Origin of the sequence: Curtobacterium sp. A7_M15 (assembly GCF_030705415.1) — a bacterium.
In the GTDB taxonomy this organism is placed as follows: Bacteria; Actinomycetota; Actinomycetes; order Actinomycetales; family Microbacteriaceae; genus Curtobacterium.
This window is the reverse complement of the sequence record NZ_JAUZED010000105.1, coordinates 1-12279: the sequence shown is the minus strand read 5'-3', so window position 1 is coordinate 12279 and position 12279 is coordinate 1. Positions and strand designations below refer to the sequence as shown.

Below are 12279 nucleotides of genomic sequence, written 5' to 3'. Positions count from 1 at the left end.
CCCGTCCACCCGTGCGGACCACCACCGCCCCAGATCGCCGGACCTCGCCGCGCGCCGACCGCGCTGCGACGGAGCCGAGACTCGGCTCGGCGGACTGCACTCGCGCCGCGACGGCGCGAAACTGTCCGCCACGCCGAGTCTCGGCAGCCGTGAGCAGCCGGCGCCGACGCGCCGCCGCCCCACGCCTACGCGTCGATGCGGTCCCGGTCGAGCCCCTCGCCGGCGAGGATGAACTCCTTGCGCGGCGCCACGTCGTTGCCCATGAGCAGCTCGAAGACCTTCGCAGCCCCCTCGGCATCGGTCACGTTCACGCGGCGCAGGGTCCGGTGCGTGCGGTCCATCGTGGTCTCCGCCAGCTGGTCGGCATCCATCTCGCCGAGGCCCTTGTACCGCTGGATCGGCTCCTGGTACTTCTTGCCCTGCTTCTCGAGCTTCTTCAGGACCGCCTGCAGTTCCTGCTCGGAGTACGTGTAGAGCGTGTCGTTCGGCTTGCCACGGTTCACCACGACGACCCGGTGCAGCGGTGGGACGGCAGCGAACACCCGGCCCTGCTCGATCATCGGCCGCATGTACCGGAAGAACAGGGTGAGCAGCAGGGTCCGGATGTGTGCGCCGTCGACGTCAGCGTCCGACATGATGATGACCTTGCCGTACCGCGCCTGGTCGATCTCGAACGTCCGACCGGAGCCGGCGCCGATCACCTGGATGATCGAGGCGCACTCGGCGTTCGAGAGCATGTCCGAAACGGACGCCTTCTGCACGTTGAGGATCTTGCCTCGGATCGGCAGCAGCGCCTGGTACTCGCTGTTGCGTGCGAGCTTGGCGGTGCCGAGCGCCGAGTCGCCCTCGACGATGAAGAGCTCGGTGCCCTCGGTGTCCTGGGAGCGGCAGTCGGCGAGCTTCGTCGGCAGCGAGGAGTTCTCGAGCGCGTTCTTCCGGCGCTGGGTCTCCTTGTGGGCCCGGGCCGAGATGCGGGTCTTCATCTCGGCGACGACCTTCTCGAGCAGCGTCGCCGCCTGGGCCTTCTCGGTGCGCTGCGTCGACGTGAGGATCTCGGTGAGACGCTTCGACACCACCTGGTCGACGATCTTGCGGACCGCGGGCGTGCCGAGAACCTCCTTCGTCTGCCCTTCGAACTGCGGCTCGGGCAGGCGCACGGTGAGGACCGCGGTCAGACCGGCGAGCACGTCGTCCTTCTCGAGCTTGTCCTGCCCGACCTTGAGCTTGCGGGCGTTCGCCTCGACCTGGGTTCGCACGGCCTTGACGACGCCGGACTCGAAGCCGGACTGGTGCGTCCCGCCCTTGGGCGTCGCGATGATGTTGACGAAGCTGCGGAACACCGTCTCGTAGCCGCTGCCCCAGCGCAGCGCGAGGTCGACCTCGCACTCGCGGGACACGGACGTCGAGACCATGTGGCCCTTGTCGTCGAGCATCGGCACGGTCTCGGTGAAGGTGCCGGTGCCCTGGATCCGCCAGACGTCGGTGACGGCGGAGTCCACGGCGAGGTGCTCGACGAACTCGCCGATGCCACCCTCGTACCGGAACCGTTCGATGACGGGTCCGTCTGCGACCTCGGCGCCGGTCGCGACGGCCCGGGCGGCCGCTGCCTCGATCGATGCGGGCCGTGCGTCGGTGATGGTGATGCCGAGCCCGGGTACGAGGAAGGCGGTCTGCCGCGCACGACCGACGAGGTCGCTCGTGCTGAACTTCGCATCGGCGGTGAAGATCTGCCGGTCCGCCCAGTACCGGATCCGGGAACCGGTGACGCCCTTCTTCACCTTGCCGACGACCCGCAGTTCGCTGCCCGACGTGAAGGGCGTGAACGGCGCGTCCGGTCCGTCGCCGTCGAAGGTGCCCGGCTCGCCCCGGTGGAACGACATCGCGTAGGTCTTGCCGCCGCGGTCGACCTCGACGTCGAGGCGCTCCGACAGTGCGTTCACGACCGAGGCGCCGACCCCGTGCAGCCCACCGGACGCGGCGTACGACCCGGAACCGAACTTGCCGCCGGCGTGCAGCTTCGTGAACACCACCTCGACCCCGGTCAGACCCGTCTTGGGCTCGACGTCGACGGGGATGCCGCGCGCGACGTCGCGGACCTCGACCGAGCCGTCCGGGTGCAGCAGCACGCCGATCTCGTCGCCGTGTCCGGCGAGGGCTTCGTCGACGGAGTTGTCGATGATCTCCCACAGGCAGTGCATGAGCCCGCGGGAGTCCGTCGACCCGATGTACATGCCCGGACGCTTGCGGACCGCCTCGAGCCCTTCGAGGACGGAGAGATGGCGTGCAGAGTAGTCGGAGCTCACCTTCCGATGCTAGCGATCCGCACCGACACCACCGCGCGGACACTCGGACTGGGGACAGCCGATCCGCGCTGAGCGAAACGGGACACCACAATGCGCCACTCTCAGGCATCACGTGTTGAAATAGGTGGACCAACCCGCACCACCTGCGATCCGTGAGGAGCACAGCAATGACCCAGACCGTGCAGGACCTCTCCATCGACGAACTCGGCAGCCACCAGCTCACCGCTGCCGACCGTTGCGACAGCTGTGGCGCGCAGGCGTACATCCGAGCCACGATGGCCAGCGGCGAGCTGTTCTTCTGCGCCCACCACGGCGCCGAGTTCAAGGACAAGCTGGCGGCCACCGCGATCGAGTGGCACGACGAGAGCAGCCGACTCTACGAGTCGAAGTAGCGCGAACAGACGCGAGCGCTGTACAGACAGGAGGCGCGGTGCCAGCTGGCACCGCGCCTCCTGTCTGTCTGCGGGTCGGGTCAGGCGATCCGCTTGAACGCCTTGTCGACGTAGCGGTCGACCGTCGCACGCGCCTCGCGGGCGTAGCGGTCGATCGACGCCGTGCGCTCCGGGTCCGGGGCGTACTCGCGGCCGAGTCGCGCGGTCGCCGCGGCGAGCACCCCGTCGGTGAGCTGCGGGTTGAGCGGCAGGATCGGCCCCTGGGTGTGCGTGCCGAAGGAGTTCCCGGTGATCGCACCCTCGACCGGGGCGCCGGCCTGGTTGCCGCCACCGGAGACGACGTCGGCGAAGGGCCGGACGTCGGCGCCCAGCTCGATGCGCGTCGCGTGGTCCTCGAAGCCGGCGAGGCGGGCCGAGGCGCCGGGGAGCAGTGGGTACGCCGTCTCCAGCACGAAGTAGTTCACCCGGCGCTCGGCACCGCGGACGGCACGCGCGTCGAAGACCCCGAAGCCGGCCACCGGAGCGCCGTCCGTCGGGACGACCTCGTTCGTCGCGAGGTCGAACCCGCCGCCGACGGCCACGACTGGCACGCCCGCCTCGGCGAACGCACGCAGCGGCGCACCGATCCGGGCGATGTCATCGCCGAGCGACCGCATCGCACTGAGCGGCCCGTTGCCGATCACGACGACGTCAGCGGTGGTCGGGAGCGCGTCACCGGGGGCGTACTCGAGCACCTCGGTGGCGACGTCCGCGGCCTGGGCACGACGGACGAGCGCCGCGACGTTGCCGCGGTCGCCGGACACACCCATCTGGCGGGGGTAGACGTGCAGGATGGTCAGCCGTTCGGCCGTCATGCGGTCTTCTCCATGTCCGGGTGGCCGAGGGCCTTGCGGGCGATCATCATGATCTCGTAGTTGACGATGAAGTTCTTCGTGCCGGAGGTCGTCGACCCGAGCTGCTCCATGTGCTTGATCGCGGCTTCGACGTCGGGCTCGACCCGGCCGATGCGGACCCCGGCGTGCTCGAGGGCGATCGCGATCTGCCAGGCCTTGTCACCCGACACGACGTCGACGTGGTCGAGCTTCGAGAAGTCGATGTCGTAGATCCACGAGATGTCCGGCGTGCCCTCGTCGATCGCCATGAGCACCTGTTCGGGGTGGGCCGGCAGGGCGTCGAGGTTCAGCTGGAGGCTCGCGGCGTTCTTGAACATCGTGAACTCGGCCGACTCGCCCGCGATGGGGAGTCGTTCGCCGCGTCCGTACGCCGGCTTCATCGTCCCGAAGGCCGTCGTCACGGCGTCGGCGCGGAACTGCGCACCGAGCGCGGCACTCGCCGTCGCGGTGGCCGCTGCCGCGTCGACCGCGTAGTGCAGCCCGCGAGCCGGCAGGCGGACGGGGATGTCGGCACCGTCGAACCGGATGGTCGCACCGTCGCCCGTGTTCACCACGACCTCGGCGTCGGCGGTGTTCGGCACGGCGTCGCGCCGGTCGAAGTCGTCGGCGTTCTGCAGACCGTTCGGTGCTGCGGCGACGACCTCGGCGCTGGCGCCGAAGCGCAGCACCCGCTGCCCGTCGGTGCCGGCGTAGGCGTCGAGGAACTGGTCGTCACGGTTGGTGATGACGTTGCGGGTCGACAGCGCCGCGGTGTCGAGCATCATCGTCGCGACGCGCTCGGTCTCGAAGAACCGGTAGAGCTGGTCGACCTGGACGTTGAGCATCGTCACGGTCGACGGCGACAGGATCCCGGCGAGCTCGACGGCGAATGCCTCGTCGACCTCGAGGATGCCGATGTCCGCCTTGAGCTTGCCGGTCAGCGAGACCTCGGACAGCAGTGCCGAGGCGATGCCCTGCGGCAGGTTCGCGCCGGACGGGTTCGTGAACACCCGCAGGCCGTGCGCCCGCACGATGTCGGAGATCATGTGGGTGGTCGTCGACTTGCCGTTCGAGCCGAGCACGAAGACGACACCGTTCGGGAACTGTGCCGTGACGTGCTGGAGGAAGCTCGGCACCAGCTTGAGCACGATGTACCCGGGGTAGGCGGACCCCCCGCCCCGCGCACGTGCGAGGGCGCGGAGGATCCGCCCGACGAGGATCGGGATGACGAAGCGCATCGGCCTACTCGAGGTAGTCGCGCAGCGACTGCGACCGCGACGGGTGGCGGAGCTTCGCCATCGTCTTGGACTCGATCTGACGGATGCGCTCACGCGTCACGCCGAACGTGTCACCGATCTGGTCGAGGGTCTTCGGCTGGCCGTCCCCGAGACCGAAGCGCATGCGGATGACGCCCGCCTCGCGCTCGGAGAGGGAGTCGAGCAGGCTCTCGAGCTGCTTCTGCAGCATCGTGAACCCGACCGCGTCGGCCGGGACGACCGCCTCGGTGTCCTCGATCAGGTCACCGAACTCCGAGTCGCCGTCCTCGCCCAGCGGGGTGTGGAGCGAGATGGGCTCGCGACCGTACTTCTGCACCTCGACGACCTTCTCCGGGGTCATGTCGAGCTCGCGGGCGAGCTCTTCCGGAGTGGGTTCGCGACCGAGGTCCTGCAGCATCTGGCGCTGGACACGGGCCAGCTTGTTGATGACCTCGACCATGTGCACCGGGATGCGGATCGTGCGGGCCTGGTCGGCCATGGCGCGGGTGATGGCCTGGCGGATCCACCACGTCGCGTAGGTCGAGAACTTGAAGCCCTTCGTGTAGTCGAACTTCTCGACCGCACGGATCAGGCCCAGGTTGCCCTCCTGGATGAGGTCGAGGAACTGCATGCCGCGACCGGTGTAGCGCTTCGCGAGGGACACGACCAGACGGAGGTTCGCGCCGAGCAGGTGCGACTTCGCGCGCTGACCGTCACGGGCGACCCAGCGGAGCTCGCGCTCTTCCGGCTTCGACAGCCCGGTCGAGTGCTGCAGCTTGTCCTCGGCGAACAGGCCGGCCTCGATGCGCATCGCGAGCTCGACCTCTTGCTCGGCGTTGAGGAGGGCGACCTTGCCGATCTGCTTGAGGTAGTCCTTCACCGGGTCGGCGGTGGCACCGGTGATCGTCGTGGAGTAGACCGGAGCCTCGTCGTCGTCGGACTGCGAGATCACCAGCGCACCGGCGGCGACCGCTGCTGCGGCGTCCGGCTTGGCGTCCTTCTCGTCGGTCTCGGTGTCGGTGTCGTCGGTGGCGTCGTCGTCGGCCTCGGCGACCGGGGTCTCCTCGTCGATGTCCTCGTCGTCGTCGGACTGCTTCTTCGCCTTCGTGGCGGCCTTCTTCGGGGCGGCCTTCTTGGCGGTGGTCTTGGTGGCGCGCTTCTTCGGCGCTGCCGTCCCCTCGGCTGCCGCAGCGTCCTCTGCTGCGGTGCCCTCGGGCTCGGTGTCCTTCGTGGGATCGATCGTCGTGCTCCGGGCAGCCATGCGATCACCTCTCTCGTCGTGCCACGTTCGTGGGGTCGTGGCCTCCCTCGCCGCCCAGGGCCCGTGCCGCGGTCTCCCGCGTCGTCAGGTCCTACCGTTCCGGGCAGCACTAGGACCCATGTCAAGTCCCCCGGTCCCTGCGGCGCACCGGAGTGCGCCGAGACACAGGAGGCCCGAACGGGTCCGACCTCATTATTGCACGCTCCGCTTCCGCAGGCGCGCAACCAGTGCAACCCAGAGCGGCCCCACCCGTATTCCGTCCTGGGCGTGCAGCACCCGGCGTGTTCGCCGACGGGCGTGCAACAGCATCACGACGCCGATCCCCACCACCACGTACTGGACGGTGAAGGCCAACCGGAAGTTCGTCCACGCGAAGACCGTCTGCCCGGACGCCGACGACGCGAGGTCGAGGATCGTCCCGATCAGGAACATCATCACGAAGGCCGCGAGGAAGCCACCGACGTTGACCACGCCGTTCGCCGAGCCGAGGGAGCCCACGGGGTTGAACGACCGGGCGAAGTCGAAGCCGATGAGCGACCCGGGCCCGCCGATGCCCATCACGACGACGAGCACGACGAGCAACCAGGTCGGCGGCTGTCCGGGCCACAGCAGCACGGCCGTCCACACCACCGCGAGGGCGACGACGATCCCGAGCACCAGGTTCGACCGCCGCAGCGGGAACCGGGCGCAGAGCACGCCGAGCACCGGACCGACGACGAACCCGGTGACGACGATCACGGTGAGGAAGCCGGCCGCCTCGGACGGGGAGTACCCGAGCCCGCGCAGCATCGGGACGCCCCACAGCAGCGAGAACACGGTCCCCGAGGACTGGGTGACGTAGTGCGACCAGAAGCCGAGCTGGGTACCCGGGCGCCGCAGCGCGTGCCCGAAGGTGTGGAACGCGCCGCGCCAGCTGTGCGGCAGCGGGATCGTGTCGGTGCGCACCGGCACCGGTCCGTTCCGGACGAAGACGAACGCGAGTACCAGCCCGACCGCACTCGCCGCCGCCGCGACACCGAACGCCGGCGACCACCCCGCCGTGTGCAGCAGCACGGCGAAGGGGAACGCGGACAGGATCTGCCCGACCTGTCCGAGGTTGCCGGTCCACTGCGAGATCTGCGGCAGGATCGGCCCGCTGAACCACATCGGCACCAGGCGGATCACCGAGATGAAGGTCATCGCGTCGCCGGCACCGACGAGGACGCGCCCCGCGATGGCCGGCCCGATCGTGGGCGACACCGCCACCACGGCCTGCCCGACGACGAGCAGCGCGGCCCCCAGCAGCACGAGTCGGCGCGGCCCGACGCGGTCGAGGGCGATCCCCACCGGGATCTGGAGTCCGGCGTAGACGGCGATCTGCACCACCGCGAGGGTCGACAGGACCGCCGCCGACACCGCGAAGCGGTCCTGCGCGTCGACCCCGGAGACCCCGAGCGAGGACCGCTGCACGACCGCGAGGACGTACGCGAGCACCGCGACGCCCCACACGAGGAAGGCGCGGCGGGAGTTCACGTGACCAGGCTAGCGGGGGCGGCACCGCCGCCAGGACGGGTCGTGGAGAACGCGACGAGGGAGACGGACCGGTGTCGCGCCTCCCGTCCGACCGCCTGACGGCCCAGGAGGCGCGACTCGCCTCATCGACGGAGGGCCGGCTCAGTCGGTGCCCGCGTCACCCTCCGTGCGCCGGTCGGCCAGGAAGCGTTCCAGCTCCGCTGCGATCGCGTCCGCGGTCGGCACCTGACCGTCCACGCCCGTGAGGGGCGACGCGATCGGGTTGCCCTCCATGTAGGTGTCGTGCCGCTCCTCGAGCACGCCGACCAGGCGCTGCAGCTCCTCGTTGCCGGCGACCTGCTCGTCGACGCGCGTGCGGAACTCGCGTCCTTCCTCCCGCAGCTCGTCGGACGGGAAGATCAGCCCGGTGGCGGCGGAGATGCCGGAGAGCGCGGCGACGGCGGCGTCCGGGAACTCGGTGTCGGACAGGTAGTGCGGAACGAGCAGGACGAGCCCCGTGACCTGTTCGCCGAGTTCGGACAGCCGGTGCTCGACGAGGTGCAGGACGTTCGCCGGCGCCTGGGTCTCGGGCTTCCAGACGCTCATCTGCTCGACGAGGTCGGCGCGCGTGCCGGAGACGGTGAGGCTGATCGGGCGCGTGTGCGGGACGGGCATCGGGATCGACTGGACCCAGGTGGTGTCGGCGACCCGGAGCTGCGCCGCGAGGTCGGTGACGGCGCGGACGAACCGGTTCCACTGGAAGTCCGGCTCGTACCCGGACAGGAAGAGGAACGGCTGGCCGATCTCGTCGCGCACGAGGTGCAGGCGGAGCCGCGGCGGCTCGACGGCGGCGATGTGGTCGTGCTCGAAGGTGATCACCGGACGGCGGGCACGCCAGTCGAGGAGGACGTCCGGGTCGAACTCGGCGACGAGCTCGGTCTCGAGGTCGTCCAGGACGGCGGACGTCACCTGCGCCACGGCCGCGCCGGCATCGGCGAACCCGGTGAGTCCGGCGACCAGGTGCAGCCCCTCGGGGATCGACGGCGCGTCCTCGGCGAAGGTGTAGAGCTCCTCGGGGTGGTTCACCGTCCCCATGCTAGGCGGGGTCCGGCTGTCCCCCGGACCCGAGCGGCCACGCCGACAGCGAACACCTGCTGGATAGGGTTGGACCATGGTCCGACCGACGCTCTCCACCGACTCCTCCGCTCCCTCCTCGATCGCCGCCGACGTCCTCGTGCTCGGCGTCCGGCCCGGGTCCGACGGCGCTCCCGCGACCATCGCGGCGCCCGCCACGACGCCGTTCTCGGCGCTCGACGGCATCGACCTGGCCGCCATCGGCGCGACCGGTGCGAAGGACCAGCTCGTGCGCATCCCCGCCGTCGGTGTCGACGCGAAGGGCATCGCGCTCGTCGGCCTCGGCTCCGGGACCGACGCGTCGGCGATCCGATCGGCCGCCGGCAGCGCCGTCCGGCAGCTCCCCCTCGCGTCGTCGATCGTCCTGGCGCTGCCGACCGACACGAGCGAGCTCGTCGACGCCGCGCTCGAGGGCGCCGCCCTGGGCGCCTACTCGTTCACCCGACACAAGGGCGCGGGCACGACCGGTCCGGCCCGCGGGGACCAGCAGGTGACCGTGCTGGCACCCTCCGCCGCGGCGGACGCCACCGTGCGCCCGGCGATCGTCGCCGACGCCACCACGCTCGTGCGCGACCTCGTCAACACCGCAGCCGGTGACCTCGGCCCGGCGGACGTCGCCGACGCCGCCCGTGCACAGGCCGAGGGGCTCCCGCTCACCGTCGAGGTCCTCGACGAGACCGCGCTCGAGGAGCAGGGCTTCGGCGGCATCCTCGGTGTCGGCCGCGGATCGGAGCGTCCGCCGCGCCTCGTCGTCGTCCGGTACGCGCCGGAGTCCGCGACGAAGCACCTCGCACTCGTCGGCAAGGGCATCACGTTCGACTCGGGCGGCCTCTCGCTCAAGCCGGCCGCTTCGATGCTCGGCATGAAGACCGACATGACCGGCGCCGCCACCGTCCTCGCGGCGACCGTCGCCGCCGCGCGGCTCGGACTCGACGTGCGCGTCACGGCGTGGCTGTGCCTCGCCGAGAACATGCCGTCGGGCTCGGCGACGCGGCCCGGTGACGTCCTCACGCTCAAGAACGGCAAGACCGTCGAGGTCACGAACACGGACGCCGAGGGCCGCCTCGTGCTCGGTGACGGCATGGCCGCCGCATCGCTCGAACAGCCCGACGCCATCGTCGACGTCGCGACCCTGACCGGCGCGCAGGTCGTCGCGCTCGGCGACCGCACCACGGGCCTCATGGGCAGCGAGGACCTCGTCGCGCAGGTCCGCGAGATCGCCGGGGCCGTGGCGGAGCCGATCTGGCCGATGCCGCTCCCCGAGGAACTCGACGCCCGACTCGCCAGCGACGTCGCCGACATGGTGAACGCCACCGTCGGCAACCCGGCTGGCGGCATGCTCCTCGCGGGCAAGTTCCTCGAGCGCTTCGTGGGCGAGGGCATCCCGTGGGCGCACCTCGACATCGCCGGGCCGTCCGAGAACAAGGGCGGCGGCTACGGGTGGCTCGGCAAGGGCGCGACGGGCGTCATGGTCCGGACGCTCATCTCGCTCGCAGAAGAGCTCCAGGCCAAGTAGTAGGTTTGTCTCCGGCGGGACGGCGCGCGAGGCGCGGCCCCGCCGGAAACCAACGGGACGGGACCGGAACCACGCGGTCCGACCGTCGGACGCCGCCGCCGCGGTGTCCAGTGGGACCCGATCGGTCCCGACACGCACGAGGGAGTTGCACCAGGTGACGGAACAGACTTACGACGTCGTGGTCCTCGGTGGCGGCAGTGGCGGCTACGCCGCTGCGCTCCGGGCCGCCGAACTCGGCATGAGCGTCGCGCTCATCGAGGGAGACAAGCTCGGGGGGACGTGTCTGCACCGCGGCTGCATCCCGACCAAGGCGCTGCTCCACGCGGCCGAGGTCGCCGACGCGACGCGCGACGCCGAGAAGTACGGCGTCGTCGCCGAGTTCGCCGGCGTCGAGGTCCCGAAGGTGATCGAGTACCAGCAGGGCGTCATCTCCTCCAAGTACAAGGGCCTGCAGGGGCTCATCAAGGCGCGCGGGATCACCGTCGTCGAGGGCTGGGGCCGCCTCACCTCGCAGAACACCGTGCAGGTCGGCGACCAGACGGTGACCGGCAAGAACATCGTGCTCGCGACCGGCTCCTACTCGAAGTCGCTCCCCGGCCTCGAGATCGGTGGCCGCGTGATCACCTCCGAGACCGCCCTGCGCATGGACTACGTGCCGAACAAGGTCGTCATCCTCGGCGGCGGCGTCATCGGCGTCGAGTTCGCCAGCGTCTGGAAGTCCTTCGGCGCCGAGGTGACGATCGTCGAAGCACTCCCCCACCTCGTCCCGGCCGAGGACGAGTCGATGTCGAAGCAGCTGGAGCGTGCGTTCCGCAAGCGCGGCATCGAGTTCTCGCTCGGTGTCCGGTTCCAGGGCGTCGAGCAGCACGAGAACGGCGTGGTCGTCACGCTCGAGGACGGCAAGACCTTCGACGGCGACATCCTGCTCGTCGCGGTCGGCCGCGGCCCGGTCACGCAGAACGTCGGCTACGACGAGGTCGGCGTCGCGATGGACCGCGGGTTCGTCACCACGAACGAGCGCCTCGCCACGAACCTGCCGAACGTGTACGCCGTCGGCGACATCGTGCCGGGACTGCAGCTCGCACACCGCGGCTTCCAGCAGGGCATCTTCGTCGCCGAGGAGATCGCCGGGCTCAACCCGGTGATCATCGAGGACAAGAACATCCCGAAGATCACGTACTCCGACCCCGAGGTCGCATCGGTCGGCCTCTCGCAGGCCAAGGCCGAGGAGCAGTACGGCGCCGACAAGGTGGACTCGTACGAGTACAACCTCGCCGGCAACGGCAAGAGCCACATCATCGGCACGTCCGGTTCGGTCAAGGTCGTCCGCGTGGTCGACGGCCCCGTCGTCGGCGTCAGCATGATCGGCGCACGGGTGGGCGAGCTCATCGGCGAGGCACAGCTCGCCGTGAACTGGGAGGCCTACCCCGAGGACGTCGCGCCGCTCGTGCACGCGCACCCGACGCAGAACGAGGCGCTCGGCGAAGCCTTCCTGCACCTCGCCGGCAAGCCGCTGCACGCCCTGTGAACACCATGACCACCACCACGAACCACCCCTGCGAAGAGGAGTCCACCCGATGAGCGAATCCGTCAACCTCCCGGCGCTCGGCGAGAGCGTCACCGAGGGCACGGTGACCCGATGGCTGAAGAACGTCGGTGACCGGGTCGAGGTCGACGAGCCGCTGCTCGAGGTCTCGACCGACAAGGTCGACACCGAGATCCCGTCGCCGATCGCCGGCGTCGTGGAGGAGATCCTCGTGCAGGAGGACGAGACCGTCGAGGTCGGCACCGCGCTGGTGAAGATCGGTGACGGGTCGTCCGGCGGTGAGTCCTCCGACGGCGGGTCGAGCGAGTCGAACGAGGCCGCCGCCGACGCCGAGGAGCCCGAGGCCGCTCCGAGCACGGAGCAGGAGTCCGAGACGCCCGCTCCGGAGCCGACCGAGCCCGAGCCGGCCCCCGCCGGTCAGACGCAGCCCGCTGCACCGCAGGCCCCGTCGGCACCGCCGGCCGCCGCTCCGGTGCCGCAGGCTGCCCCGGTGCCGCCGCCCGCAGCC

At 70.4% G+C, this 12279-nt stretch carries 10 protein-coding genes; 4 read left to right on the top strand and 6 right to left on the bottom strand.

Annotation, left to right across the window (positions count from 1 at the left end; translation table 11 throughout):
* Positions 1-185 precede the first annotated feature (185 nt).
* Complete coding sequence (locus Q7F20_RS15280; RefSeq protein WP_305740926.1) at positions 186-2303, bottom strand: type IIA DNA topoisomerase subunit B; 2118 nt, start codon at positions 2301-2303, stop codon at positions 186-188.
* A gap of 167 nt (positions 2304-2470) precedes the next feature.
* On the opposite strand from Q7F20_RS15280, the gene Q7F20_RS15275 reads away from it, so the two are divergent.
* On the top strand, positions 2471-2695 hold the full coding sequence (locus Q7F20_RS15275) for a hypothetical protein (RefSeq protein WP_123653260.1): 225 nt from the start codon (positions 2471-2473) through the stop codon (positions 2693-2695).
* A gap of 80 nt (positions 2696-2775) precedes the next feature.
* Here the strand turns inward: Q7F20_RS15275 and Q7F20_RS15270 are convergent, their stop codons facing one another.
* The 5 genes from Q7F20_RS15270 to Q7F20_RS15250 form a co-directional block, all read right to left on the bottom strand.
* Positions 2776-3549 carry a type 1 glutamine amidotransferase gene (locus tag Q7F20_RS15270; RefSeq protein ID WP_305740925.1) on the bottom strand — a complete coding sequence of 258 codons (774 nt, stop codon included), beginning with the start codon at positions 3547-3549 and terminating at the stop codon, positions 2776-2778.
* Positions 3546-4805 (bottom strand): MurT ligase domain-containing protein, encoded by a 1260-nt coding sequence (locus tag Q7F20_RS15265; RefSeq protein WP_305740924.1) that lies wholly within the window; start codon positions 4803-4805, stop codon positions 3546-3548. Before Q7F20_RS15265 ends, Q7F20_RS15270 begins: the two co-directional genes overlap by 4 nt.
* 4 nt (positions 4806-4809) lie before the next feature.
* Positions 4810-6084 (bottom strand): RNA polymerase sigma factor, encoded by a 1275-nt coding sequence (locus Q7F20_RS15260; protein ID WP_305740923.1) that lies wholly within the window; start codon positions 6082-6084, stop codon positions 4810-4812.
* Positions 6085-6276: 192 nt separating this feature from the next.
* Positions 6277-7596: a nitrate/nitrite transporter gene (locus Q7F20_RS15255; RefSeq protein ID WP_305740922.1), complete on the bottom strand. Its 1320-nt coding sequence runs from the start codon at positions 7594-7596 to the stop codon at positions 6277-6279.
* A 141-nt stretch (positions 7597-7737) separates the two neighbouring features.
* Positions 7738-8670, bottom strand: a complete 933-nt coding sequence (locus tag Q7F20_RS15250; protein ID WP_305740921.1) for a proteasome assembly chaperone family protein — start codon at positions 8668-8670, stop codon at positions 7738-7740.
* Positions 8671-8746: 76 nt separating this feature from the next.
* Here Q7F20_RS15250 and Q7F20_RS15245 point away from each other — a divergent pair, with 76 nt between their 5' ends.
* The 3 genes from Q7F20_RS15245 to Q7F20_RS15235 all read left to right on the top strand — a co-directional run.
* Positions 8747-10225, top strand: coding sequence for a leucyl aminopeptidase (locus Q7F20_RS15245; RefSeq protein WP_305740920.1), 1479 nt, complete (start codon positions 8747-8749; stop codon positions 10223-10225).
* A gap of 154 nt (positions 10226-10379) precedes the next feature.
* Complete coding sequence (gene lpdA, locus Q7F20_RS15240; RefSeq protein ID WP_305740919.1) at positions 10380-11753, top strand: dihydrolipoyl dehydrogenase; 1374 nt, start codon at positions 10380-10382, stop codon at positions 11751-11753.
* Between the two features lie 49 nt (positions 11754-11802).
* Positions 11803-12279: biotin/lipoyl-containing protein (locus Q7F20_RS15235; protein ID WP_305740918.1), on the top strand; the 477-nt coding region annotated here is incomplete at its 3' end.